This is a genomic window from Allobosea sp. UC22_33, assembly GCF_042700715.1.
Lineage (GTDB): Bacteria > Pseudomonadota > Alphaproteobacteria > Rhizobiales > Beijerinckiaceae > Allobosea.
Genome location: NZ_CP170556.1, coordinates 3,340,629 through 3,365,475, shown reverse-complemented (window position 1 = coordinate 3,365,475; position 24,847 = coordinate 3,340,629). Strand labels below are relative to the sequence as shown.

The window sequence follows — 24,847 nt, the reverse complement described above, 5'->3', positions numbered from 1 at the left end:
GATGACGAGAGGTTGCTCCCGATAAGCGCCTCGGCGAGCTGATTGACAAACGAACAATTCGCGCATGAGCTGTGAGAATGGATCACAGCTCGAACCTGCCGCCGCTCGATACCCTGCGCGCCTTCGAGGCGGCCGCGCGCACCGGTAGCTTCTCCTCGGCAGCGGAGGCGCTGAACCTGACCCATGGTGCCGTCAGCCGGCAGATCGCCAAGCTCGAGCATTGGCTGGGCCTGCGCGTCTTCCTGCGGCAGGCGCGCGGCGTTTCGCTGACGCCGGAGGGCCAGCGCCTGCTCCAGCGCACGCAGGAGGCGTTTGCGCTGATCGCCGACACGTCCGAGCGCTGGCGCGAGGCGCGCGGCGCCTCGGTGGTTCGGGTCAGCGCGCCGCCTTCGGTCTGCGCGCTCTGGCTGATGCCGCGACTGGCCGTGCTGGAAGCGGGGACGCCGTCGCTGCGGATCGTGCTGCAGGTCGAGCATCGCAAGGTGGACTTCGAGGAGGAGGGCGTCGACCTCGGCATTCGCTGCGGGCGCGGCGGCGCGCCGGACCGGCTCTCGCTCAAGCTGTTCGAGGAATGGTGCTTCCCGATCGCTTCGCCCGCGCTCGCCGATGCTATCGGGGAGGGAGCACCGGAGCGCCTGCTCGCCCAGCCCCTGATCCACGACTCGGATGCCGCCGGCTGGAAAGCCTGGTTCGCGGCGCAGGGGCTGGATTATCGCCCGCGTCCGCAGGATCGGCGTTTCGAGGACTATAATCTGGTGCTCGACGCTGCCGCGCATGGGCTGGGTATTGCGCTGGCCCGTCCGCCGCTGGCGCGCGAGCAACTGGCGGCCGGGCGGATCGTCAGGGTCGACGCGCGCGAGGCGCTGAACCCGGTCTCCTACTGGCTCGACCGCCCATTGGGCGTGCTCCGGCCTTCGGCTGCGGCGCTGGCCGAGCGGATCGCGCGGGAAGCGGGAGCCGATCGGGGAGAGATCGCGACCTTTCTCAGCCGGGAAGCCAGGGCGGCTTGAGAAAGCCTTGCGTCATGCTCGCCCTTGTGGCGAGCATCCACGTCTTGAACACGGCCTTCGACCAGCGAAGGCGTGGATGGTCGGGACAAGCCCGACCATGACGGAAGGGCCGTTTTTACCGCAGACTATGCCGCGGCGCTGCGAACTCGCCGCGCTGGCTGGCGCGGGCCATCTCGAAGCTGTCGGCGATGCGGCGCGCCCGGACGATGAAGGCCTGCGCGATCTCGGGCGGGCAGACCTCGTGGGCGGTGATCTCGAACAGGTCGAGCCAGCGGTCGAAATGTTGGCCCTCCAGCGGCAGGATCAGATGCGGGCGCATCGGACGGCCGTCGTAGCGGCCGGTGCGCAGCATCACGCCGCTCCAGAAATCCGTGATCTTGCCGATATGGTGGTCCCAGTCCTCGACGGCGGCCGCGAAGACCGGACCGATCAGCTTGTCCTCCCGAGCCCGCGCATAGAAGGCGCGGACGAGCTCCGCGATCATCGGCTCGCGCAGGTCGGGATGGGCGGCGCCCGGGTGGAGCAGGGGATTGTCGGTCATCGTCGTGCGGTCGGGAATGTCTGCACCGGATATGGCGAATGCGGGGCTGGATGGATAGGTCCGCCAGCGTCGCAGGTCCCGTGCAAGCCTTTACGCGGGTCATCCCGGACGACCGTAGGGAGACCCGGGATCCATGCCGGAGCCTGTCCGAAAAAGGTTCCGGCATGGATCCCGGGTCTCCCTACGGTCGCCGGGATGACCCGCGTTGTGATTAGACAGTCAGAAGCTGGCTATCGGTTGGCGTCGCGGCCAATCCGGTTTGCCGGCCATCGCCATGCTCCAGGAACAGCCGCATCTCCTCGGCCAGCGCGAAGAAGCGGTCGCGCACCGCCTTGGCGTGCGGGTTGGCGCGCTCGATCGCCATGAAGACGTTGGGCGCGTCGTAGCGAACCATCTCGGTCGCCTGCATCAGGAGGTCGAAGCTCGCCGTGGTCATCGTCCGGGGCAGAGGCTCCATGCGGACCAGGATCTTGGCGATGAGATGGGTCAGGCCCTGCACCATCGCGACCTCGCGGTCATGGGCGTCGGCCGTCGTCACGATGACCTTCAGCTTGAGGACGCGACGCAGGAAGGCGGCGATGCGCGGCGTGCTGCGGCCCCGGATCGGGCAAAGCGCGATCTTGAGGCCGGCGAGCCCGTTGCGCGCGCTCTGCGGGCCAAAGAGCGGATGCGTGCCGATGATCTCGACATCGTCGGGCAGTGCCGCCTGCATGGCGCGGGCCGGGCCGATCTTGACCGAGCCGACATCGAGCACGATGGCGCCGGCCTTGAGATGGGGCCGCAAGGCCGCGATCGCTTCGGGGATCGCCGGGACAGGCACGGCGAGGATGACGAGATCGCAGGCGGCGACTTCGGCGGCGGTCGCCGGCTGCAAGCCTTTGCCAGCCGCATCGGCCGCGGGCGCGTTGGCGGGATCGCAGACGCGCAGCGCGAAATGCGGCTGAAGATGACGAGCCATCAACTGCCCGAAGGCGCCGAAGCCCATGATGCCGATGGTGGAGATCGTTCTGATTTTCGAAGACATCGCTCTGGTCCGGTGGGAGCCGCGATGCCGGGTGATCTGCCTGAATTCAACCGCCAGCGCGGCGGTTGAACATGGGAATGCCACCGCCTTTATGAGGACGGGGCGTAATAGCTGCGCTGGAGGGCCATCAGGCTGGTCATGCGCTGCTTAAACCGCGCCTCCCGGGCGCGGTCAATCGGAAAACCAGCCTGCAGGAAAATTCAGGCCGCCTTCTTCGCCTTCTCGGCCGCCATCAGCTCGGTGAAGCGGGTGAAGAGGTAATGGCTGTCCTGCGGGCCGGGCGAGGCTTCCGGATGGTGCTGGACGCTGAAGGCCGGGCGGTCGGTCAGCGCGATGCCGCTGTTCGAGCCGTCGAAGAGCGAGACATGGGTCTCGACCGCGTTCGCCGGCAGGCTCGCGGGATCGACCGCGAAACCGTGGTTCATCGAGACGATCTCGACCTTGCCGGTGGTCTTGTCCTGCACCGGATGGTTGGCGCCGTGATGGCCCTGCTTCATCTTCATGGTCTGGCCGCCGATGGCGAGCGCCATCATCTGGTGCCCCAGGCAGATGCCGAAGGTCGGGACCTTCTTCTCGAGCAGCTCCTTGATCACCGGCACGGCATATTCGCCGGTCGCGGCCGGGTCGCCCGGGCCGTTGGAGAGGAAGATGCCGTCCGGATTGAGCGACAGGATGTCGGCGGCCGTCGCCGTCGAGGGCACGACGGTGACGTCGCAGCCGGCCTTGGCGAGCAGGCGCAGGATGTTGCGCTTCACGCCGTAGTCGATGGCGACGACCTTGAACTGGCTGCTGTCGCGCTTGCCGTAGCCGGCCGGCCAGATCCAGGGCGTCTCGTCCCAGTCGTAGCGCTGCGCGGCGGTGACGAGCGGGACGAGGTCGAGCCCGGCCATGGAAGGCAGCCCGGCCGCCTGCTTCTTCAGGCGCTCGATATCGAAGACGCCGTCCGGGCTATGGGCGAGGATGGCGTTCGGCATGCCGTTGTCGCGGATCAGCGCGGTCAGGGCGCGGGTGTCGACGCCGCAGATGCCGACGATGTTGCGGGCCTTGAGCCAGGCGTCGAAATGCCGGTTGGCACGCCAGTTCGAGGGCTCGGTAATGGCGGCATGGAGCACGCAGCCGCGCACACCGGAGGACGCCGCGGCGTTGACGGTTTCCGTGTCCTCCTCGTTCACGCCGACATTGCCGACATGCGGGAAGGTGAAGGTGATGATCTGCCCGGCATAGGACGGGTCGGTCAGGATTTCCTGATAGCCGGTCATCGCCGTGTTGAAGCAGACCTCGCCCGGCGCCTCCCCTACGGCGCCGAGGCCGAAACCTTCCAGCACCGTGCCATCGGCCAATACGAGGAGCGCGGTCGCGCGCGGTTCGGTCCAGCCGCTGGCGGCGGGGTTTCCTTCGGGAGCGGTCATGTCTATGTCTCGATCCAGGCCGCGCGAGCGGCAAAATGCGGGGGCGGGGCTGCAGCAATCCACTCCGCCGGTCTGGAACGCGAGCCTTAAAGAGCCGGGCGCTGCCCGTCAATCAAGCTTGGTGCAGGCCGCACAGGACAAAGAAGCAAGAGAAAAGGACGATGACGATGACCAGCCTGCGCGAACGCTTCACGGCCGACATGAAGGAAGCGATGAAGGCCGGCGAGAAGGCCAAGGTCGCGGCCATCCGCCTGATCAGCGCCGCGCTCAAGGAAAAGGACATCGAGGCGCGCGGCGCCGGCAAGGGCGAGGCCACGGCCGACGAGATCCTCGGCGTGCTCCAGAAGATGATCAAGCAGCGCCAGGAATCGATCGCGATCTACGACGCCAACAACCGCCCGGAACTGGCCGAGGGCGAGCGTGTCGAGGTCGCGGTGATCTCGTCCTATCTGCCCAAGCAGATGTCGGACGAGGAGGTGAAGGCCGCGATCGACAAGGCCGTGACCGATACCGGCGCGACCGCCGTCAAGGACATGGGCAAGGTCATCGCCAGCTTGCGCGCGGCTTATGCCGGCCAGATGGATTTCGGCAAGGTCAGCCCGATGGTCAAGGCCGCGCTCGGCGGCTGAGCCGGCGGCAGCGGGCGGGCCTCAGGCCCGCTCGATATCTGTCTCGGAGAAATCGTCGCCTTTGTAGAGCAGCGGCCAGCCACGCGCTTTCGCCAGCGCGTAGGCGGCGCAATCGCCCATGTTGAGGCGGGCCGGGTGGCGGCCCTTGCCGTAGCGGCCATAGGCCTCGAAGGCGAGATCGGAGAGCGGCTCGTCGAAGGGGATGATGTCGACGCCATAATCGGCGATGAAATCATCCACCACCGTGCTGGGCAGTCCCTTCGTGAAAGTCAGGACGAGGCGAGCTTCAAGGAGGTTGACGGCCGTCATTTGCCTCTGCCGCGAGGTCTGTATGAGATCGACAAAGGCGAGACGCTCAGCCTCACCCGTCAAGCATGCGACCACTGCCGACGTATCGATGACGAGGTTCACCAGAACCCGTTCTCGTCATAGCCGATCGCGTCGTCCATCTCCTGCTTCGTCATCGACTTATCCGTCGGTTTGATATCGTATTTCTTGTAGAGCGCATCGAGCTTGCGCCTGCCTTCAGCTACCCGCCGGGCCCTTTCCTCCTCGGGCAATTCGTCCTTGCCGAGTTCGCTCCTGACGGCCTGGCGCACGGCTTCCGTCAAACTCAGGCCACGACGACGCGCGAGCAGGCGCACAGCCTCCTCGGTTTCGCGGTCCTTGATGTTGAGGGCCATGGCTTTCTTCCTTTTCGACGATTTTCTTTACCAGATGGGGGGTGCTGTGGATATGGTCCATAAGCTCGGGCCGGGGCGTCTTGGCTGTTGGCAAGCGGCTTCGCAGGGTCCAGACAGAGCCCCATGAAATTCCCGCCCTCCGTCCTTGAGGAGATCAAGGCGCGGCTGCCTGTCTCGGCGGTCGTGGGCAAGCGCGTGCGCCTGCAAAAGGCGGGGCGCGAGTGGAAGGGGCTGTCGCCCTTCAATGCCGAGAAGACCGCCTCCTTCTTCGTCAACGACCAGAAGGCGTCCTTCTTCGATTTCTCGTCGGGCAAGAACGGCGACATCTTCAAGTTCGTGATGGAGACCGAGGGGCTCTCCTTCCCGGAGGCCGTCGAGAAGCTCGCGGCCGAGGCCGGCGTCATCCTGCCGAAGATCACGGCGGAAGCGCAGATCCAGGAGGAGAAGCGCAAGGGGCTGCACGAGGTCGTGGAACTCGCGGCGCAGTTCTTCGAGGCCGAATTGATGGGCGATCGCGGCGGCGGAGCGAGGCGCTATCTCGCGACGCGCGGGCTCGACGGCGAGGCGCGCACGCGCTTCCGGCTGGGATACGGCCCGGCCGATCGCTTCGCCTTGCGCGACCATCTGGCGGGCAAGGGCGTCCCGGCCGAACTGATGATGGAGGCGGGACTACTCGTGCATGGCGACGAGATTGCCGTGCCCTATGACCGTTTCCGCGACCGGGTGATGTTCCCGATCCATGATTCCCGCGGGCGGGTCATCGCCTTCGGCGGGCGGGCGATGAGCTCGGAGGTCGCGGCGAAATACCTGAACTCGCCGGAAACGCCGCTTTTCCATAAGGGCTCGCTGCTGTTCAATCACCACAATGCCCGCAAGGCTGCGCATGACACGAGCCAGGTCGTGGTGGTCGAGGGCTATGTCGACGTCATCGCCATGTCGCTCTCCGGTTTCCCGCAGACGGTGGCGCCGCTCGGCACCGCGCTGACCGAGGACCAGCTCGGGCTGCTCTGGCGCATGGCCGACGAGCCGGTGATCTGCCTCGACGGCGACAAGGCCGGCCGCAAGGCCGCGAGCCGGGCGATCGACATTGCATTGCCGATGCTGGAGCCGGGCAAGTCGCTCTCCTTCGCGCTGCTGCCGGACGGGCAGGATCCCGACGATCTCGCCCGCTCGGGCGGGCGGCAGGCGATTGCGGAGGTGGTCGCGGCCGCGCGCCCGCTGGTCGACATGCTCTGGCAGCGCGAGGTCGAGGCCGGGCCGCTCGATACGCCGGAGCGGCGCGCGGCGTTCGAGCGCCGCCTGAAGGAGCCGCTCGGGCAGATCCGCGACGAAACCACGCGAAAGCATTATCGCCGCGAGATGGACGAGCGGCTGGCGCAGCTCTTCGCCAGCGCCGCGCCGGCGCGGCCTGAGCGCGGCGGCGGAGGCGGCAACTTCCAGCGCGGCCGAGGCGGGCCGTCCCAACGCGGCGGGTTCGGCCGGCAAGTGCCGCCCTGGCTCGCCGGGCCGCTCAAGGCGTCGAGTGCGGTGACCCAGTCGCGCATGATGGCGAAGCTGCGCGGCGAGGACCAGCGCGAGGCCTTCATCCTGCTGGCGCTTGCGAGCCACCCCGACCTTCTCCTGCGCTGTGCCGACGAGATCGCGGAGCTGTCGCTGGACGGGCCGGCGGCCGAGCGTTTCCGGCAGGCGCTGCTCGATGCCGTCGAGGACACGCTCGACCGCGAGACGCTGGCGAATCGGCTGGCTCAGCCGCGCGTCCGGGAGGCGCGGGGCCATCTCATGGCCGTCACGGGGCCGGCCGAGCGGCTGAAACTGGCGCAAGATGCTGATCCTGAATCGGTTTTTGACTCGATTCATCAGGCTCTCGTCTTGCATCATCGCGCGCGGACGCTAAATAGCGAGTTGAGAGCAGCCGAGCGCGCCTTGGCTGACGATGCGACCGAAGCCAATTTCGCCTGGATCAAGGACGTCAAGGCCCGCCTCGAGACAATCGAAGGCACCGAGGCCATGTCCGAGGATTGATTACCCAGCGAAGGGTGGACGCGGGTCTAAGTGCGCGCAAGCTGTCGGGTGGTTCACGATTCGTCAACGACGTCTGGTGCCATCTGCAAGTGGATTTGGGTGGGTGAGCGCGCCGGACCTGCGGTCGCGCCGCCCTTTTATGCGTCGGTATATGGCTTTCTCGGCCAGAGCCGGCGCGAGTGCGGAGCGCTGATTGATGGCGACTAAAGCGAGCGAACGGGAAAAGACCGATCAGGTCGCGCCGGATGCCCCCCCGACTACCGACGGCCCGTTGCTCGACCTGACCGATCAGGCCGTAAGGCGGATGATCAAGCTCGCGAAGAAGCGCGGCTATGTCACTTATGACGAACTGAACGAAGTGCTGCCTTCCGAGGAATTCTCCTCGGAGCAGATCGAGGACGTGCTCGGCCAGCTCAGCGAGCAGGGCATCAACGTCGTCGACAACGAGGACCCGGAGGCGGCCGGCGAGGAGCGCGCGGCCCGCAAGGACGGCGGCGGCGACGAGGAAGAGCCCGAGGGCGGCGACATGGTCGACGCCTCGCGCCAGACCCTGCCGGTCGAGACCAAGCGCAACCTGGAGCCGACCGAGCGTACGGACGATCCCGTCCGCATGTATCTGCGTGAGATGGGCTCGGTCGAGCTGCTCTCCCGCGAGGGCGAGATCGCGATCGCCAAGCGCATCGAGGCTGGCCGCGAGGCGATGATCGCCGGGCTCTGCGAGAGCCCGCTGACCTTCCAGGCCATCATCATCTGGCGCGATGAACTGGTCGACGGCAAGGTGCTGCTGCGCGACATCATCGATCTCGAAGCGACCTATGCCGGCCCCGACGGCAAGAACCCCGCCGTCGCCGGCGAGGAAGAGGCCGAGGAAGCCGAGCCTGCCGAGACTCCGGAGGGCGAGACCCCGCCGGACATGGACGACGACGACATGGAGAACAACGTGTCGCTCTCGGCCATGGAGGCCGAGCTCAAGCCGCGCGTGCTCGAGACCTTCAACGCGATCGCCGACGACTACAAGAAGCTGCGCCGCCTGCAGGATCAGGATATCGCCAACCGGCTGGAGAACACCAAGCTCTCGCCGTCGCAGGACCGCAAGTACAAGAAGCTCAAGGACGACATCATCACCGCGGTGAAGTCGCTCTCGCTGAACAACAACCGCATCGAGGCGCTGGTCGAGCAGCTCTACGACATCAACAAGCGCCTGATCGGCCATGAGACCCGCCTGCTGCGCCTGGCCGAGAGCTATGGCGTCGGCCGCGAGGACTTCCTCAAGCAGCATGTCGGCGGCGAGCTCGACCCGAAATGGGTCCTGCGCGTCTCCAAGCTCGGCTCGCGCGGCTGGAAGGAGTTCGTCGCGGCGGAGCTGGAGCGGATCAAGCAGCTGCGCGAGGAGGTGCACACGCTCGCCTCCGAGACCGGCCTGGAGATCCAGGAATTCCGCAAGATCGTGCTGATGGTCCAGAAGGGCGAGCGCGAGGCTCGGCAGGCGAAGAAGGAGATGATCGAGGCGAATTTGCGCCTCGTGATCTCGATCGCCAAGAAGTACACGAACCGCGGCCTGCAGTTCCTCGACCTGATCCAGGAAGGCAATATCGGCCTGATGAAGGCGGTCGACAAGTTCGAGTACCGCCGGGGCTACAAGTTCTCGACCTATGCGACCTGGTGGATCCGGCAGGCGATCACCCGCTCGATCGCCGACCAGGCCCGGACGATCCGCATCCCCGTCCACATGATCGAGACGATCAACAAGATCGTGCGGACCTCGCGCCAGATGCTGCACGAGATCGGCCGCGAGCCGACCCCGGAGGAGCTGGCGGAGAAGCTGGCCATGCCGCTGGAGAAGGTCCGCAAGGTCCTGAAGATCGCCAAGGAGCCGATCTCGCTGGAGACCCCGATCGGCGACGAGGAAGATTCGCATCTCGGTGACTTCATCGAGGACAAGAACGCGATCCTGCCGATCGACGCCGCGATCCAGTCGAACCTGCGCGAGACGACGACCCGCGTGCTGGCCTCGCTGACCCCGCGCGAGGAGCGCGTGCTGCGCATGCGCTTCGGCATCGGCATGAACACCGACCACACGCTCGAAGAGGTCGGCCAGCAGTTCAGCGTCACCCGCGAGCGCATCCGCCAGATCGAGGCGAAGGCGCTGCGCAAGCTGAAGCACCCGAGCCGCTCGCGGAAGCTCAGGAGCTTCCTCGACAACTGATCGCCTGAGATTGGCAATGGCCGATCGAGACAGGGCCCGCTTCCGCGCTGCGGAGGCGGGCTTTTTCCTGAGCGCTTCCCGAACCGACGCTCGCATGGTTCTCATGTGAACGAAGGATGCCGGGACATCGACGGCTGGCCAGTCTGCCGCCGCTGCCTTGTGGCCCAGGAGATTGCCCATGCTCCCCTTCGCCTACGACGCGCTTGCCGAGCGCTTCGCCACGATCCGCCCCTGGGCGAAGAACGCGATTGGTGACGCTACCAACCGCTGCGCCATCTGTATGGGTTACACGATGCGGATCACCCCGTCCGGGGACGATGCGACCATCGAGACCATCATGACGACCGAACTTGGGACGTCCTTCCAGGGGGCGCCGTCGCTGGCGGGCGGGCCGCGTCCCGGGGTCGTGCCTGGCTCAGGACAGCCTCTCCGAGGGCTGAGCCAGCTCCTCTTCATCCGGGCTTCGGAACTGCTCCCGCGCATCCAGCGTGCCTATGGCCCAGCCGATATCGCGGGTGTCTGCAAGGACGTTACCCCCAAGGTGCTGGGCCGGAAGGGCGTGCTCTATCTGGAGAACTGCTACCAGACGACCGGCGACAAGAAACATTCCTTCCTGTTCTTTCAATGGACGAGCGGCGACCACTGGGACCTGTTCGACGGCAGCAACATCGTCGCCCAGGAGCAGAAGCTGGCCGGCAACCGCCATTCCGGCCAGCTCTATTTCTGGCAGGCGCGCTGATGCCATCGGTGTCGCACAGGCCGGCCCGGCCTTGATCTTCCTGCTGGAAGAAGGCCTCCTGCGCATCCCGTTTTTGGAGGCACTCATGTCCCCCGAATTTCTGCTGACCTCGCTGATCATCGTCGCCTCGCCGGGAACGGGCGCGATCTACACCATCGCGGCCGGCCTGACGCGCGGCTCGCGGGCGAGCGTGCTCGCGGCCTTCGCCTGCACCATCGGCATCGTGCCGCATCTGATCGCCGCGATGATGGGGATCGCGGCGCTGTTGCATGCCAGCGCGCTCGCCTTCGCCATCGTGAAATATGCCGGCGTCGCGTATCTGCTCTACATGGCCTGGCAGACGCTCCGGGAGCATGGCGCGCTCAAGGTCGAGACCAAGGCTGATGCGCGCTCGGCCTGGCGGGTGCTGCGCGACGGGCTCGCGCTCAACCTGCTCAACCCCAAGCTCTCGATCTTCTTCGTCGCCTTCCTGCCGCAGTTCATCGCGGCCGACGAGGCTAACCCGGGCGCGCGCATGCTGGAGCTCTCCGGCGTGTTCATGGCGATGACCTTCATCGTCTTCGCGCTCTATGGGCTCTTCGCCGCGGCGATGCGCGACAAGGTCATCAGCCGCCCGGCCGTGATGGCCTGGCTCCGGCGCAGCTTCGCCGCCGCCTTCGTCGCGCTCGGCGCCAAGCTCGCGCTGACCGAGCGTTGACGGCGCGGCAGACGATCCTGAGTGTCAAGACGCGCGGGCCGGGGCTCTACGAGTTCACCGACCGCGTCATCTCTTTCGTGAGGGACTGCGGCGAGGCGAGCGGGTTGCTGACGCTGTTCGTGCGCCACACCTCCTGCTCGCTCCTGATCCAGGAGAATGCCGACCCGGATGTGCGTCGCGATCTCGACGCGTTTTTTCGTCGCTTGGTGCCATCCGCAGACGATCCGGCGATGGCCTATCTCGTCCATCGTGACGAGGGGCCGGATGACATGCCGGCCCATATCAAGGCGGCGCTGACGCCGGTCTCGCTGTCGATTCCGGTGATGGGCGGGCGCCTCGCGCTCGGCACCTGGCAGGGCATCTATCTGTTCGAGCACCGCCGGATGCCGCATCGGCGCGAGGTCGCCCTCCATCTCTCTGCGTGAGAGATCAGGCCGGCGGCGCCACCACGAGCGTGACGAGGCGCCGGACGACCGGCAGGACGACGAGCAATGTCGGGAAGGCGACGAGCCAGGACAGGGCCCAGGCGCCGGGCCAGGTCTGGAGGAACTCTGCGGTTGGGCCGAGCGCCTTCAAGGTTGAGATGCCGGAGACGACGAAGGTCATCAGGATGGACAGGAAGAACGGCATCACCACGCCGGCATAGCGGGCGGGGAGGCGAGGGTAGGTCGAACGGGTCATGGGACAGGCTTTCGCAAGGGACAGGCCGTTCGGACGCATCCGATACGGCACTGAGCCGGTTGGATGCGTTGCCTGACGTGAGACGCTTACGAACGGGACCGAAGCCCGATCGCGGCTGCATACGGAAAGGCGCCGACGCTGCCAAGCGGTTTCTGGCGTGTTCTCCGGTTGGCAGCGGGGCCTGTCGAGGCTACTTGTCCGGCATAGCCCTGACGCCCGGTTCGAGGAGCGCCCGCCATGTCCTTCCTGAAATCGCTGTTCGGCGGCCGCAAGCCGGCCGAGGACAAGCCCGCCGGCCCGGTCAAGAGCATCGAGCATAACGGCTTCACCATCCATGCCACGCCCTATCAGGAAGGCGGGCAGTACCAGCTCTGCGGCGTGATCGAGAAGGTCGTGGATGGCGAGACGAAGAGCCATCGCTTCATCCGGGCCGACCGTTTTCCGGGGCAGGCCGAAGCCGCCGATTTCACCCTGGTGAAGGGCCAGCAGATCGTCGACATGGAAGGTGACCGCATCTTCCGCTGAGCGACAGCCTGCGGTTTTTCGGGAACGGTTCTGCCGTCCGAGGGTTTCCTGATCACATCCCCAACGATCAGGAGAACGCCATGGCCGATCTCACCGGAAAGAAGATTCTCATCCTCGCGACGCATGGCTTCGAGCAATCCGAGCTCGACGTGCCGCATGCCGCTCTGCAGAAGGCCGGTGCCACCGTCGACATCGTTTCGCCAGAGGCCGGCGAGATCAAGGGTTGGCAGAACAAGGACTGGGGCCGGCCCGTCGCGGTCGATCGCACGCTCGATCAGGTCAGCGCCAACGACTACGATGCGATCGTGCTGCCCGGCGGGCAGATGAACCCCGACACGCTGCGCGGGAACGACAAGGCGCTCAGCCTGATCAAGAGCTTCTACGATCAGGGCAAGGTCGTCGCCGCCGTCTGCCATGGTCCGTGGCTGCTGATCGACACCGGCATCGCCAAGGGCCGCAAAGTCACCTCCTACAAGACGATCAAGCAGGACCTGATCAATGCCGGGGCGAGCTGGGAGGACAGCGAGGTCGTCACCGACAAGGGCGTCGTGACCTCGCGCAAGCCCGACGACCTGCCGGCCTTCGTCGCCAAGATCATCGAGGAGGTGAAGGAAGGCCGCCACGAGCGCCGGGCTGCCTGACGGCAACTCTCTCTTACGCCACCTCGAGACAAGGCATCCGCGGTCCATCGGCCGCGGATGTCTCTTCTTGTCGGCCCGCCGCGATCGCGCGGCTGCCCTGCCTCCGGCGCGCTTGCCCGGCAGGTTCCATGCGCTAAAGCTGCCCGGAGAAGAGCCATCTCCAAGATATGGCCGCCGAGGAAGCATGTCCCAGGACGCCGACCGCTACCAACCCGATTCGTCCTATGCCTGGCTCCGGCTCGCCGTCGCGCTGCTGGTCGGCACGATCGCCTGCGTCGGCTCCTGGTCGGTCGTCGTCGTGCTGCCGGCAATGCAGGGCGAGTTCGGGACGCTGCGGGCCGGGGCCTCGCTGCCCTATACCTTCGCCATGCTCGGCTTCGGCGCCGGCAACATCATCATGGGCCGGGTCGCCGATCGCTACGGCATCATGGTGCCGATCGTGATGGGCGCCTTCCTGCTCGCGGCCGGCTATTCGGCCGCGGCGCTATCGCAATCGCTCTGGCAGTTCGCGCTCGCGCATGGGCTGCTGATCGGCATGGGCAGCGCCGCCGGCTTCTCGCCGCTGATCTCGGACCTGTCGCACTGGTTCCGCAAGCACCGTGGCCTCGCGGTGGTCTGCGGCGCCTCGGGCAGCTATCTCGCCGGCGTGTTCTGGCCGCAGGTCATCACCTGGGGCATGGCCAACCATGGCTGGCGCGCCACGCATTTCGGCATCGCCATCGTCACGCTGGTGGTCCTGCTGCCGCTCGCGCCGTTCTTCCGGCGCCAGCCGACCGCCGCGACCATGGCCGCGGCAGAGGCGAGCAGCGCCGGCGCGCGCGGCGATCTCGGCCTCAGCGCCGGCCAGCTCCAGCTTCTGCTCTGCGTCGCCGGCTTTGCCTGCTGCGTCGCCATGGCGATGCCGCAGGTCCATATCGTCGCCTATTGCGGCGACCTCGGTTATGGCGTCGCGCGCGGCGCCGAGATGCTCTCGCTGATGATGCTGCTCGGCATCGTCAGCCGCATCGGCTCGGGCTTCGTCTCGGACCGGATCGGCGGCGCGGCGACATTGGCGCTGGGCTCGCTGATGCAGGGCGTGGCGCTCTTCCTCTATCTCTGGTTCGACGGCCTGCAGTCGCTCTATGTCGTCAGCGGCATCTTCGGCCTGTTCCAGGGCGGCATCGTGCCGATGTATGCGGTCGTCATCCGCGAATATCTCCCGGCCAAGCAGGCGGGCGTGCGCATCGGGCTGGTGATGTCGGTGACCGTGCTCGGCATGGCCTTCGGCGGCTATCTCTCCGGTGTGATCTTCGACTATTTCAGCTCGTACCGGATGGCCTTCCTCAACGGGCTTGCCTGGAACCTGGTCAATCTCAGCATCGTCTGCTGGCTGATGATGCGGGCGCGGCAGCGGCCTGCTCCGCCGCTTCAGGTTGCTGGCTGAGCGGGCCGATAGGTGCCGAAGCACCAGACATGCCCCTCCGGGTCCATGCAGATGAAGTCGCGGCTGCCATAGGGCTGGTCGGTCGGCTCCATGCAGATCTCGGCGCCGGCCTTGCGGGCGCGCTCGCAGCGTGCGTCGATGTCGTCGGTGGCGATATAGGGCGAGGCGGTGGTGCCGCCGAGTTCGGCGGGCCGTGAGACCAGCTTGCCGAATGCGTTGCCCTCGGACGAGCCGAGCATGACGAAGCTCGAACCCATCTTGAGCTCGCCGTGGAGGAGCGTCTTGCCGTCTTCGGAATAATAGGCAGCGTGCTTCTCGAAGCCGAAGGCCTCGATCAGCCAGTCATACATCCGCGGCGCATCGGCATAGCGCAGCGAGATGATGATCATCGGCTCGGGCTTGGGCGTGCTGGCGCTGGACATGGCATGGATCCCTGTTCGCGTGGCCTGCCGGAATTGTCGGCGACATCGCCGGTCAATGCAAAGCGTAGCCGCTTGCGCGCCCGCCGGAGCGTCAGCATCATCGGCCGAGTGGATTCTCCGCCTGCCTGAAGGACGCCCATGAGCCCTGCCATCGACGGACCCGACGAAGCCCCGCGCGGGACATTGACCGTGCGCACGATCGCCATGCCGGGCGATACCAACGCCAATGGCGACATCTTCGGCGGCTGGGTGATGTCGCGGATGGACCAGGCCGGCGGCATCGCGGGCGTCGACCGGGCGCAGGGCCGCGTCGTCACCATCGCGGTCGATGCGATGACCTTCATCCGGCCAGTCAAGGTCGGCGACGTGCTCTCGGTCTATACCGAGATCGAGTCCGTCGGGCGGACCTCGATGAAGATCCATGTCGAGGCCTGGGCCAAGCGCTTCCGCACCACGCTGCACGAGAAGGTCACGGATGCCACCTTCACCTTCGTCGCGATCGACGAGGAGGGGCGGCCCCGGCCGGTGCCGAAGCTTGAAGGTTAAAGGGATTTAACCTCCTCTAACGTCAGGTGAATCTCTCCCGCGCACGAGTGATTCAAAAGAATCCACCTTAAGCGTTCTTTAAGCGCACTTGGACGATGCTGCGCTCCAGACCGGGGGGATACGCCCCGGCCAGGGGACTTCCATGGTCTTTCGATGCCGCATGCGGATCCTGCCGCCTGGCCTGCACGCCGGGGGAGGGAGGGGATTCCCATGTCTGTCGCACGATCGCACCGGCTCGGGCCTGGCCCGGGCGGGCGGCTCTTCCTGTTCCGAGCCCCTCTCCAGCGTTGCGTGAATTCCGGAGTACGACTTGATGACGAAAGCCAAGCCCGTGCGTGAGGGCAAGCCGTTGCGGATCGGTATCGCGCCTCGGATCTACGCCGCACTGGGCGTGATGACGGCCCTGACCATCGTCTCGTCCTCGGTCGCCTGGTTCTCCTATAACAGCGTCGACCAGACGGTGGACGACCTCGTCGGGCAGAAGATGCCCGTGGTCGAGCTCGCACTCGAGCTCTCGCAGGCGGCGACGCAGTCGACTGCGCTGGCGGCCCGCTTCAGCGAGGTCTCGACCCTGCAGCAGCGCGCGACCCTGACCGGCGAGCTCGACACCGTCGAGGCGCGCCAGCTTGAGCTGCTGCGGCGCATCGCCGAGCAGGGCAAGGTCGACAAGTCCAAGCCGCAATCGGCGATCGACGACCTCGCCCGCCAGATCAACGACATCAACGACCTGACCGGAGAGCGGCTGCGCAATGCCGCCGATACCGCCACGGCGCTGACCGCCCTGTCGAAGGCCCGCGACGGCTTCAGCGCCATGGCCGATTTCGAGACGGCTGACGCCCAGTTCAACGTCAAGATGAACATCACCAGCGCGGCCCAGCTCACCGGCGCCGAATTCGACGCCGCTCTGTCCAAGGTGCTGGACCAGGATCTCTCCTCGCTCCAGACCGCCCAGTCGCTCCAGCTCCAGATCAGCGAGACGGTCGGCCTGCTGCGCGAGATTTCCCAGGTCGACAGCACCGAGAAGCTGGAACATGCCAAGTCGCGCCTCAAGGCGCAGCTCGGCCAGGTCCGCGGCCTCCTGACGGCGGCGGACATGCTCCAGGCCAATCCGGCGCGCGGGCAGGCGGTCAGCGCCGTGACCGATCTCGGCGAAGGCGCCGGGGGCTTGGTTGCCATTCGCGAGCGCGATCTCGCGACGCAGGCCGCGATCGTCGCCGGGTTGAAGAATCTCGACCAGGCGGCCGAGAAGGTTCGCCGCGAGGTCGGCGAGCTGGTGACGACAGCTCGCGGCGGCGCGATTGCCGGGCGGGATTCCACCCAGGCTCTGATCGAGAGGAGCGAATACACGCTTGCCGCGATCGGCATCGCTTCGCTGCTGGTTGCGCTCGCCCTGTCCTTCTTCTTCGTCCGTCCGATGATCGTCGGCCGCCTCAACCGGCTCTGGGCCGCGACGCGGGCGATCGCCGACGGCGCGCTGGAGACGGTGGTGGACACCAAGGGCAATGACGAGATCTCGGATATCTCGAAGAGCGTCTTGCTGTTCCGCGACAACGCGGTGGCGCTGCGCGCCGCCGAGCTCGCCAAGGTCGAGGACGAAGCGCGGGCTCAGGAGCAGCGCCGCGAGATGATGCGCGAGCTGGGCGAGGCCTTCGGCGTCGTCGTCGCGGCCGCTGCGGCCGGCGACTTCAGCCAGCGTGTCGCGGCGCAGTTCGCCGACCCTGAGCTCAATGCGCTCGCCGGCTCGGTCAACACGCTGCTGGAGACGGTCCAGGCCGGCCTGTCCGAGACCTGCGACGTGCTGGCCGAGCTGTCGGCCGGCCATCTCTCGACCCGGATCGAGGGGATGTATCAGGGCGCCTTCGCCGAACTCAAGGACGGCACCAACGCGCTGGCCGAGGAGTTCGAGAGCACGCTCGCTCGCCTGGCCGAGACGGTCTCGGCCGTCCGCAGCGCGACCAGCGAGATTCTCGACGGCGTCACCGACCTCGCCGAGCGCACCAGCGAGGAGAGCAACGCCGTCTCGATGGCGACCAACCAGCTCGGCGCCTTCGCCGGGACGGTGAAGAAGACCGCGAGCGAGGCCGCCCAGGCGACCGGCATGGCGCAGGGCGCCGAAGAGCGCGCGCAGCAGGGCGAGAAGGTCGTGGCCTCGGCGCTGGAAGCGATGCAGCGCATCCGCCAGTCCTCCAGCAAGATTTCCGAGGTCATCGCGATGATCGACGAGATCGCCTTCCAGACCAACCTGCTGGCACTCAACGCCGCGGTCGAGGCCGCTCGCGCCGGCGATGCCGGCAAGGGCTTCGCGGTGGTCGCGACCGAAGTGCGCAGCCTCGCCAAGCGCTCTGCCGATGCCTCGAACGACGTCAAGAAGCTGGTCGAGGCGGCGCATGGCGACGTCAAGGTCGGCGTCGGGCTGGTCGAGGAGACCTCGGCGATGTTCGGCGCGATCGTCTCCTCGGTGAACGAGCTGACCGGGCTGATGAACGGTATCTCCCAGACCGCCCGCAACCAGGCGAGCGACGTCTCGGCGATCAATACCGAGATCGACGGCATCGGCACGATGGCGCATCAGAACGCTGCGCTGGTCGAAGAGACCAATGCAGCGCTCGCGCTGACCGACGAGCAGACCCGGGCGCTGACCGAGCATATCGGCCGCTTCACCTTCCGGCAGGGCCATGCGGCTGAGGAGCAAGGCGAGCGCAGGCACGCCGCGGCGGCCTGAGGCAAGCCCCGGAGTCGTCAGCCTCCGCAAACGGAACAGGGCCTCCCGGCATGCCGGGAGGCCCTTTCGATTCCGGGTGGGTGTGCCTTTGCTTCCCGGGTGGCGGCGATCTAGCTCCTTGTTTGGCATCGGATTTTCCGAAAGTGGCTTCCACTTTCCGGTCCAATGCTCTAGGCGAGGAGCGGGCCGGTAGCTCAATGGTTAGAGCTCGCTGCTCATAACAGCGCCGGTGCCGGTTCGAGTCCGGCCCGGCCCACCATTTCCGATCAGAACTGCGAACCGGGCCGCACCCAGCGGCGAGGCTTCGCACAGCTTCTTGAAATCGTTGCATGCCGAGGCGCGAACACGGTCCGCGCCTCCGGCTTTTCTCGGCGTCGATCAGCGGATCAGCGCCCTGACGCGGGACGAGATCAGGTCCGCCACCAGCACCATCGCCAGGATCACGAGGATGCAGGTCGCGGTGTCCTGGTACTTGAACAGCTTCATCGAGGAGACGAGCTCGAAGCCGATGCCGCCGGCGCCGACCATGCCGAGCACCGTGGATTGCCGGACATTGGTCTCCAGTCGGTAGAAGATCGTCCCGAGCCAGGTTGGCAGGACCTGCGGCAGCACGCCGAAGAAGAAGGTCTTGAACGGGCCGACGCCGGCCGAGCGGAAGGCCTCCAGCGGCCCCTCGTCGATATCCTCCATCGCTTCGGCGAAGAACTTGCCGAGCATGCCGGCGCCGTGGATCGCGAGCGCCAATACGCCCGCGAAGGGGCCCAGCCCGATGGCCGCGACGAAGATCAGCGCCAGGATGATCTCGTTGATGCCGCGCATGCAGTTGAGCAATTGCCGCGTCGCATGGAAGATGGTCGGGCTCGGGCTCAGGTTGCGCGCCGCGAAGAAGCAGATCGGCAGGGCAATGACGACGCCCAGCAGGGTACCCCAGACCGCGACCTGCAGGCTCTCCAGTGCCGGCTTCCACAGCCGCTCGATGAATTCGGGATTGGGCGGCACCATCCGGACGAGGAAATCCCACATATAGGGGATGCCGTTCCAGAGGTTGCTGGCATTGATCTGGGAGCCGAGCGCCGCCCACCACAGGAAGACGAGAATGGCGAGCGCGATCGCACCGACGCCCCACCAGCCGAAGCGATTCTGCGGCGGACGGATGACGAGTTGCAGCGTTCCGAAGGACATGGCTTTTCCTCCCGTCAGGCGATGGCTGTGGCGATCATCGGGGCCAGCGCGGGCTGGCTCACTGGCCGGGGCTTGAGCACGCGGCTGATGCCGGGTCCTCGAGGCCGGGATAGATCTGGTGGACGATCTCCGAGGTCAGGTGATCGGGGGTGTCGTCGAAGACCACCCGGCCGCCGCTCAATCCGACGATGCGCTCGCCGAATTCGACGGCGTAGTCGACCTGGTGGAGGTTGCAGATCACCGCGATGCCCTCCGCCTTGCAGATCGCCTTGAGGTAGCCCAGCACGATGCGCGAGGTCTTCGGATCGAGGCTCGCCACCGGCTCGTCGCAGAGGATGACCGCCGGCTGCTGCGCCAGCGCGCGGGCGATGCCGACGCGCTGCTGCTCGCCGCCGGAGAGCTGGTCGCCGCGCGAATTCGCCTTGTGGGCGAGCTCGACCCGCGCCAGGCAGTCCATGGCGATGGCGACGTCCTCCCGCGGGAAGAGCTGGAGCATGCTGAGTACAGAGGACAGGCCGGCCATCCGGCCGACCAGCACGTTCTTCAGCACCGAGAGGCGCTTCACCAGATTGTGGTGCTGGAAGATCATCGCGACCGGCCGCTTGCCGGCCGGCGCGCGCTTGGTGTCGAACACGGTGCCGTCGATGACGGTGCGCCCGGCATCGGGCCGGGCCAGCCCGTTGATGCAGCGCAGCAGGGTCGACTTGCCGGCGCCGCTGGGGCCGAGCACGACGAGAAACTCGCCGGCTTTGACGCTGAGGTCGATGCCCTGCAGGACCGGACGGCCCGCATAGGATTTCTTCAGGCCTTCGATCTTGATCATGTCGCTTTCTCCGCCGGTCGCGTCCGCGACTACTTCATCTTGGTGAGATCGAGCTTCAGCACCTTCGCCGTCTCGCGAATGATGTCGTAGGCCTGGTCGTTGGTCTCGACGAAGCGGTTGAGCTTGCCCTGATCGGCCCAGGTGATGTCCCGGATGTTCAGGAAGGCCGACTTGATCTGCTTCTTCAGGTCGTCGGGCAGGTTCTTGCGCCAGCAGGTCGGCGATTCCGGGATCGGATCGGACTCCCAGACGACGTGGATGTCGGCGCGATCGACCAGCTTCTTCTGCACGGCTGCATCGAAAATCCGATCGGCGATCGTTGCGGCGTCGACGCGCTTGTTGGCGACGGCGAGCGCATTGGCGTCATGCGAGCCGGTGAAGAGGACGCGGCCGAAATCCTTCTCGGGGTCGAAGCCGAGCTTCAACAGCCCGGCCTTCGGGAAGAGGTGGCCCGAGGTCGAGGACGGGTCGACGAAGGCGAAGGTCCGCCCTTTCAGGTCCTTCCAATCGCGGATGCCGCTATCCTTCCGCGCGATGATCTGGCTGCGATAGAAGCTGCGGCTCGACTTGGCCGTCTCCGCCGTCGCGAAGGCCTCGATCGGGGCAACGGTCGTGCCGAGCACATAGGAGAACGGGCCGAGATAGGCGACGTCGATATGGCTCGAGCGCATCGCCTCGATCACGCCGTTATAGTCCGAGGCGACGAAGCCCTGGACCTTGATGCCCAAGTTCTTCTCCAGCGCATCGAGGAGCTGCTGGCTCGATTCCAGCATCGCCCGCGAGTCCTCGGACGGGATCAGCCCGACGCGGACCTGTTTCGGCTGGGCCTTCACCAGCGCCGGCATCGCCAGCACCGGCCCCGCGACAAGCGCGCTCTTCAGAATCGTCCGACGCGTGATGGTCATGTCATCCTCCCAAGATGATCCGGCGATCTTTTGATCTGCCGGTGAACCGTTGCGGGCGTCGTTGCCCGTTGCTTGCTCTCAGGCGGCCATGGCCGCCCGCCTTCCGATGAAGTTGCGGCCGCGCTCGCCTTCGAGCGCCTTGCCGACGAGGCGGTTCCACTCGAGCGCGGAGACGCCGTAGGCGGTCGGATCGGTCGCGACGCCGAGATTGCGCAGGAAGGCGTCGAGCCGCTCGGCGCCGGCTTCGAGATCGGTGCCGAAGATACGACGCAGGGCCGCATCGCATTGCGGCTCGGCGCCCATCGCCCAGCGCATCACGAGCGGCAGCGAGAAGGAGCAGGCGATGCCGTGGATCGTGCCGCTCTTCAGGGTGATGTCGTAGGAAATGTTATGGGCAAGCGCGGTCTTGGTGTTGGAGAAGGCCATGCCGGCCAGCAGGCTGGCGCGCATCTGCCTGGCCCGGAGCTCGACATCGTCGAGGCGCTCCAGCAGGCGGGGCAAGGTGTCGATGATCTCGCGGGCAGCCTCGACGGCGTAATTCGCGGAGACCGGATTGCCGTTGACGTTCCAGATGCTCTCCAGCGCATGGGACAGGGCATCGAGCCCGGTCGCCAGCGTGAGGCCGCGCGGCGCGCCGACCGTCAGGGCAGGGTCCAGCACGGCGGTCTCGGGATAGAGCCTGGGATGAGCGAGCGAGTATTTGCTGCCATTGGCTGAGTCCCAAACGGTGGCCCAGGAGGTGACCTCGCTGCCGGTGCCGGCCGTCGTCGGCACGGCGATGATCGGGATGATCGCGGCCTCGTCGAGCGGCTTCTTCTCGACGAGATGGCGGCGCACCGTCTCGAAATCGCCGCCGCTGGCGGCCAGCACCTTCGCGGCATCGATCATCGAGCCGCCGCCGAGGGCGACGATGACCTCTGCCGGCTCGGCCGCGCCGAACTGGCGGCAGGACAAGGCGAGATCGGCGCAATCCGGATTGGTCTCGATATTGGTGATCGATACGACCGGCGCGCCGGCAACGGCCGTCAACCTGACGGAAAGCTCGCGGAAGATCGGCTGGTCATAGGTGACGAGCGCCCAGCGGCGTTTGCCGATCAGCCCCGCGACCTCGTCGAGCAGGCCGGAGCCGAAGCGGATCCTGACGGGATTCCAATACGCCCAGTTCATGCGGTTCATCCTCGCAATGCGCCTTGCCGGCTTCGTTGCGAGGATGCTCACAGAACCTTATCCCCATAACAAATTGATTTTTTGATCCCTATTGATCGAATTATTCTATGTGTTTCGAGGGCAGATCGTGCTGTTGCCCGGACGGAGCGATGCCGCCACCGAACCCGTGGCTGCGGCTGGCGACGGCGAGGCAGGCCGCGTTTCCGCCCGAGTGGTTCTTCCGCCGCAGTCGCGCGGCTGGGGATCATGTTCAAAGTGAATGCCGACTATCTGGATATTTAATTTCATGAAGAATGGCGGCGGGCCTAACCTCGCTGAGACGCGCCGGCTGGCCTCTGACCAGGGTTGAGGCGATCCGACATCGCCGCCGATCTGTCGCGGCGGTGCGATGGCGAAGGCCGCAAAGGAGCGGGACTGAAGCATGCGGACGCCGGATCGGCAGGACGGCGAGGGCGGGCGCTGGGATGCGACTGCGCGCCCGGCCAATCCGGCCGGCTTGGGCGGCAGGATCGCCTCGTCCCTGATCCGCTTTCCGAATTACCGGCGGCTGTGGATCTCCAACCTGTTCTTCTTTGCCGGGCTGTGGACGCAGACGCTGGTCCTGGGCTGGCTTGTCTTCGACATCACCCGCTCGGAGCTCTCGGTCGCGCTGTTCACGGCGGCGCGCCTGACGCCGTTGATGCTAGGCCCGCTGAGCGGCGTCATTTCGGACCGGTTCGACCGTGTCCGCCTGCTGCTGATCGCTGCCGGCTGGGCCTTCTGCACGATGTCCGTGATCGCGACGCTCGTCTCGCTCGGGGTGATCACCTATTGGGGGCTGGTGGTCGGCGGCTTCTGCATCGGCATGGCGCAATCGCCGTCGCAGCCGGCCCGCTATGCGCTCGTCTCCGAACTGGTCGAGCGCGACAGCCTCAGCAACGCCAATGCACTCAATTCCATCGTCATGAACATGACGCAGATCATCGGCCCGGCGCTGGGCGGGGCGATGATCGCGGCCTTCGGCCCGGCCGTGGCGCTCTGGGTCTCGGCCTTCTGGTACCTGTTCTCGTTCCTGGCGCTCTGGCGGCTGCGGGGCATCGGCCGGGCGAGCGCGCGCCATGCCGACGAAACCCTCCTGGCTTCGCTGACCGGCGGCATGAAGGCCGTCTTCTCCAGCCGGCTCGCCAGCGCGGTGCTGCTGACAACCCTCCTGTCGAACATCCTGATCTGGCCGATCCAGGCGGCCTTCATGCCGGTCTTCGCCAAGGTCCATCTCGGGCTCGATGCCGAAGGTCTCGGCTGGCTCCTGACCTCGACGGGCATCGGCGGGCTGATCGGATCGCTGACCATCGCCGCGCTTGGCGATTTCCGCTTCAAGGGCGGTATCTTCCTCGTCGGCACGGCATGCTGCGGTTTGCTCTGGGCGGCCTTCGCGCTCTCGACCTGGCTGCCGCTCTCCTTCGTGATCATCGCGGTCATGGGGATGTGCTCGGCGCCTTTCGTGGTGATGCAGACCACGCTCCTGCTGATGATGACCGAGCCGCGGGTCCAGGGGCGGGTGATGGGGCTGCAGGAGCTCACCATCGGCATCATGCCGCTGGCGACCATCATCCTCGGCGCGGCCGCCCAACGTTACGGCGTCGCCATGGTCGCGCTCGTCGATGGGGTCCTGCTCGCGGCCCTCATCGTCATCCTGGCGATCCGGGTGCCGGAACTGCTGCGCTATAGCGGCCGGCCGGCCTAGATGAGCACGAGTCGGCAGGCCTCGGTTCTGCCAGCCGCGCTCTCATCCTCGCTGACGGACCATCGCCTCTAGGAAAACGACTTGCCATCGCTGTCACCGATAGATGGCCGCGACTTGACGCGCACCGCCGCGAGGCAGCCGGCGATCTCCTCGACGAGCCGCTCCGAGACGATCCGGCTGACGCGCGAGAGCGGCCTGCGGGCATCGATCGCGACGCTGACCGATTGCGGCTCGACGGCGGTGTCGCGGATCGGCAGGAAGACGAGCGAGCCGTTCATCAGCTCGGGAGCGGTGTCGAGCTCCGAGGTGAAGGCGAGATATTCGCCTTCGAGCGCGAGCTGCTTCACCAGCTGGAGCGAGTTGGTCACCACGGCCCGGCGCGGGTCCGAAAACAGCCAGCCATGGTGCATGTCGAGATAGCGCCGGATCGTCAGGGCGCGGCTCTGCAGGGCGATGCGATGGGTGGCGGCCTCCTGGAAGCTGACCGAGCCGGCGCCGGCGAGCGGATGCGTCGGGGCGATGACGCAGCCGACCGGCAGCGCGGCGCTCCAGAGCACATGGATCTCGCGGCGAGGCACGAGGTTGAAGACGGCGGCGATGTCGGCGGCGTCGCCGACCAGCGCGGTCAGGGCCGCGTCGGGGCTTGCGACCTCGACATCGAGCGAGATCGCCGGGTGCTCGGCATTGAGGCCCCGGATCAGTCGCGGCAGGAAGCCGTTGACATGGCTGTCCATGACGACCAGCCGGGTATGGCCCTGGTCGACGCCCTGGAGCTGGCGCAGGTCGGCGGCGGCGCGGCGCTCGTCGGCGAGCCAGTTCCGCGCGAGCGCGATGATGACGTCGCCCGCCGCGGTGGGGCGCATGCCGCGCGGGAGCCGTTCGAACAGCTCCATGTTGAAGTCCCGTTCCAGCAGCAGGATGTGACGGTCGATCGCCGAGGCTGCGACATGGAGCTCGCGCGCCGCCTTCTGGATCGAGCCCGACCGGGCGACCTGCTCGACATAACGGAGAGCGGCGGGGACGAGGGAGGCACGCATCAGGCCATCCTAATTTTGAGAATGGAGAGTTCCAAATTCTGAGCTAGACGGCAACGATCCAAGCGCCGATCCTTCCCTACGTCAACGGGC

General features: G+C 66.6%; 25 protein-coding genes and 1 tRNA gene. 14 read left to right on the top strand and 12 right to left on the bottom strand.

The genetic code is table 11. The features are described 5' to 3' along the window. The first annotated feature begins 77 nt into the window (after positions 1–77). Entirely contained in the window at positions 78–1,010 is a 933-nt protein-coding gene (locus ACFJGT_RS16240; protein WP_377839390.1) for a LysR family transcriptional regulator, read from the top strand. Positions 1,011–1,125: 115 nt separating this feature from the next. On the opposite strand, the gene ACFJGT_RS16235 is transcribed toward ACFJGT_RS16240, so the two are convergent. From ACFJGT_RS16235 to carA, 3 genes are all read right to left on the bottom strand, one after another. Continuing rightward, the gene (locus tag ACFJGT_RS16235) at positions 1,126–1,551 is read right to left on the bottom strand and encodes a group III truncated hemoglobin (RefSeq protein ID WP_377839383.1); all 426 of its coding nucleotides are present in this window, start codon (positions 1,549–1,551) and stop codon (positions 1,126–1,128) included. Positions 1,552–1,762: 211 nt separating this feature from the next. Continuing rightward, entirely contained in the window at positions 1,763–2,575 is an 813-nt protein-coding gene (locus ACFJGT_RS16230; protein WP_377839379.1) for a prephenate dehydrogenase/arogenate dehydrogenase family protein, read from the bottom strand. Between the two features lie 200 nt (positions 2,576–2,775). Then, positions 2,776–3,984, bottom strand: coding sequence for a glutamine-hydrolyzing carbamoyl-phosphate synthase small subunit (gene carA, locus ACFJGT_RS16225; RefSeq protein ID WP_377839375.1), 1,209 nt, complete (start codon positions 3,982–3,984; stop codon positions 2,776–2,778). A 161-nt stretch (positions 3,985–4,145) separates the two neighbouring features. On the opposite strand from carA, the gene ACFJGT_RS16220 reads away from it, so the two are divergent. Further along, complete coding sequence (locus tag ACFJGT_RS16220) at positions 4,146–4,613, top strand: GatB/YqeY domain-containing protein (RefSeq protein ID WP_248311427.1); 468 nt, start codon at positions 4,146–4,148, stop codon at positions 4,611–4,613. Between the two features lie 21 nt (positions 4,614–4,634). On the opposite strand, the gene ACFJGT_RS16215 is transcribed toward ACFJGT_RS16220, so the two are convergent. Continuing rightward, positions 4,635–5,024: a type II toxin-antitoxin system VapC family toxin gene (locus ACFJGT_RS16215; RefSeq protein WP_377839368.1), complete on the bottom strand. Its 390-nt coding sequence runs from the start codon at positions 5,022–5,024 to the stop codon at positions 4,635–4,637. After that, positions 5,021–5,296 carry a type II toxin-antitoxin system VapB family antitoxin gene (locus tag ACFJGT_RS16210; RefSeq protein WP_377839365.1) on the bottom strand — a complete coding sequence of 92 codons (276 nt, stop codon included), beginning with the start codon at positions 5,294–5,296 and terminating at the stop codon, positions 5,021–5,023. The genes ACFJGT_RS16215 and ACFJGT_RS16210 overlap by 4 nt, the downstream gene beginning before the upstream one ends. Before the next feature lie 123 nt (positions 5,297–5,419). Between ACFJGT_RS16210 and dnaG the strand changes: the two genes are divergently transcribed. From dnaG to ACFJGT_RS16185, 5 genes are all read left to right on the top strand, one after another. Continuing rightward, the gene (dnaG, locus tag ACFJGT_RS16205) at positions 5,420–7,318 is read left to right on the top strand and encodes a DNA primase (protein ID WP_377839362.1); all 1,899 of its coding nucleotides are present in this window, start codon (positions 5,420–5,422) and stop codon (positions 7,316–7,318) included. Between the two features lie 196 nt (positions 7,319–7,514). After that, positions 7,515–9,524, top strand: coding sequence for an RNA polymerase sigma factor RpoD (gene rpoD, locus ACFJGT_RS16200; protein WP_377839359.1), 2,010 nt, complete (start codon positions 7,515–7,517; stop codon positions 9,522–9,524). A 178-nt stretch (positions 9,525–9,702) separates the two neighbouring features. After that, positions 9,703–10,263, top strand: a complete 561-nt coding sequence (locus ACFJGT_RS16195; RefSeq protein ID WP_377839357.1) for a hypothetical protein — start codon at positions 9,703–9,705, stop codon at positions 10,261–10,263. Positions 10,264–10,348: 85 nt separating this feature from the next. Further along, positions 10,349–10,960, top strand: a complete 612-nt coding sequence (locus tag ACFJGT_RS16190; RefSeq protein WP_377839356.1) for a LysE family translocator — start codon at positions 10,349–10,351, stop codon at positions 10,958–10,960. Beyond that, positions 10,957–11,385 (top strand): secondary thiamine-phosphate synthase enzyme YjbQ, encoded by a 429-nt coding sequence (locus tag ACFJGT_RS16185; RefSeq protein WP_377839352.1) that lies wholly within the window; start codon positions 10,957–10,959, stop codon positions 11,383–11,385. Before ACFJGT_RS16190 ends, ACFJGT_RS16185 begins: the two co-directional genes overlap by 4 nt. 4 nt (positions 11,386–11,389) lie before the next feature. Here the strand turns inward: ACFJGT_RS16185 and ACFJGT_RS16180 are convergent, their stop codons facing one another. Continuing rightward, positions 11,390–11,641 carry a DUF2798 domain-containing protein gene (locus tag ACFJGT_RS16180; RefSeq protein ID WP_377839343.1) on the bottom strand — a complete coding sequence of 84 codons (252 nt, stop codon included), beginning with the start codon at positions 11,639–11,641 and terminating at the stop codon, positions 11,390–11,392. A 237-nt stretch (positions 11,642–11,878) separates the two neighbouring features. On the opposite strand from ACFJGT_RS16180, the gene ACFJGT_RS16175 reads away from it, so the two are divergent. The 3 genes from ACFJGT_RS16175 (at position 11,879) to ACFJGT_RS16165 (ending at position 14,230) form a co-directional block, all read left to right on the top strand. Beyond that, positions 11,879–12,166 carry an HlyU family transcriptional regulator gene (locus ACFJGT_RS16175; RefSeq protein ID WP_377839339.1) on the top strand — a complete coding sequence of 96 codons (288 nt, stop codon included), beginning with the start codon at positions 11,879–11,881 and terminating at the stop codon, positions 12,164–12,166. A gap of 80 nt (positions 12,167–12,246) precedes the next feature. Continuing rightward, complete coding sequence (locus ACFJGT_RS16170) at positions 12,247–12,807, top strand: type 1 glutamine amidotransferase domain-containing protein (RefSeq protein WP_377839330.1); 561 nt, start codon at positions 12,247–12,249, stop codon at positions 12,805–12,807. Between the two features lie 184 nt (positions 12,808–12,991). Then, positions 12,992–14,230 carry an MFS transporter gene (locus tag ACFJGT_RS16165; RefSeq protein ID WP_377839323.1) on the top strand — a complete coding sequence of 413 codons (1,239 nt, stop codon included), beginning with the start codon at positions 12,992–12,994 and terminating at the stop codon, positions 14,228–14,230. Here ACFJGT_RS16165 and ACFJGT_RS16160 read toward each other — a convergent pair. Continuing rightward, positions 14,215–14,652: a VOC family protein gene (locus tag ACFJGT_RS16160; RefSeq protein ID WP_377839318.1), complete on the bottom strand. Its 438-nt coding sequence runs from the start codon at positions 14,650–14,652 to the stop codon at positions 14,215–14,217. The genes ACFJGT_RS16165 and ACFJGT_RS16160 overlap by 16 nt on opposite strands. Positions 14,653–14,790: 138 nt before the next feature. Between ACFJGT_RS16160 and ACFJGT_RS16155 the strand changes: the two genes are divergently transcribed. The 3 genes from ACFJGT_RS16155 (at position 14,791) to ACFJGT_RS16145 (ending at position 18,179) form a co-directional block, all read left to right on the top strand. Further along, on the top strand, positions 14,791–15,198 hold the full coding sequence (locus tag ACFJGT_RS16155) for an acyl-CoA thioesterase (RefSeq protein ID WP_377839306.1): 408 nt from the start codon (positions 14,791–14,793) through the stop codon (positions 15,196–15,198). 313 nt (positions 15,199–15,511) lie between these two features. After that, the gene (locus ACFJGT_RS16150) at positions 15,512–17,920 is read left to right on the top strand and encodes a methyl-accepting chemotaxis protein (RefSeq protein WP_377839300.1); all 2,409 of its coding nucleotides are present in this window, start codon (positions 15,512–15,514) and stop codon (positions 17,918–17,920) included. A gap of 183 nt (positions 17,921–18,103) precedes the next feature. Continuing rightward, positions 18,104–18,179: transfer RNA gene (locus ACFJGT_RS16145), tRNA-Ile, on the top strand. Between the two features lie 119 nt (positions 18,180–18,298). Here ACFJGT_RS16145 and phnE read toward each other — a convergent pair. The 4 genes from phnE to psrA all read right to left on the bottom strand — a co-directional run bounded on the left by phnE (position 18,299) and on the right by psrA (position 21,997). Continuing rightward, positions 18,299–19,102: a phosphonate ABC transporter, permease protein PhnE gene (gene phnE / locus ACFJGT_RS16140; protein ID WP_377839295.1), complete on the bottom strand. Its 804-nt coding sequence runs from the start codon at positions 19,100–19,102 to the stop codon at positions 18,299–18,301. Positions 19,103–19,160: 58 nt separating this feature from the next. Next, positions 19,161–19,925, bottom strand: a complete 765-nt coding sequence (phnC, locus tag ACFJGT_RS16135) for a phosphonate ABC transporter ATP-binding protein (RefSeq protein ID WP_377839290.1) — start codon at positions 19,923–19,925, stop codon at positions 19,161–19,163. Positions 19,926–19,954: 29 nt separating this feature from the next. After that, positions 19,955–20,830, bottom strand: a complete 876-nt coding sequence (gene phnD, locus ACFJGT_RS16130) for a phosphonate ABC transporter substrate-binding protein (RefSeq protein ID WP_377839286.1) — start codon at positions 20,828–20,830, stop codon at positions 19,955–19,957. A 78-nt stretch (positions 20,831–20,908) separates the two neighbouring features. Next, positions 20,909–21,997 carry an iron-containing alcohol dehydrogenase PsrA gene (gene psrA, locus ACFJGT_RS16125; RefSeq protein ID WP_377839279.1) on the bottom strand — a complete coding sequence of 363 codons (1,089 nt, stop codon included), beginning with the start codon at positions 21,995–21,997 and terminating at the stop codon, positions 20,909–20,911. A gap of 421 nt (positions 21,998–22,418) precedes the next feature. On the opposite strand from psrA, the gene ACFJGT_RS16120 reads away from it, so the two are divergent. Beyond that, entirely contained in the window at positions 22,419–23,720 is a 1,302-nt protein-coding gene (locus tag ACFJGT_RS16120; RefSeq protein WP_377839275.1) for an MFS transporter, read from the top strand. A 68-nt stretch (positions 23,721–23,788) separates the two neighbouring features. Here ACFJGT_RS16120 and ACFJGT_RS16115 read toward each other — a convergent pair whose 3' ends face one another. Then, positions 23,789–24,757: a LysR family transcriptional regulator gene (locus tag ACFJGT_RS16115; RefSeq protein WP_377839266.1), complete on the bottom strand. Its 969-nt coding sequence runs from the start codon at positions 24,755–24,757 to the stop codon at positions 23,789–23,791. Between the last annotated feature and the right edge of the window lie 90 nt (positions 24,758–24,847).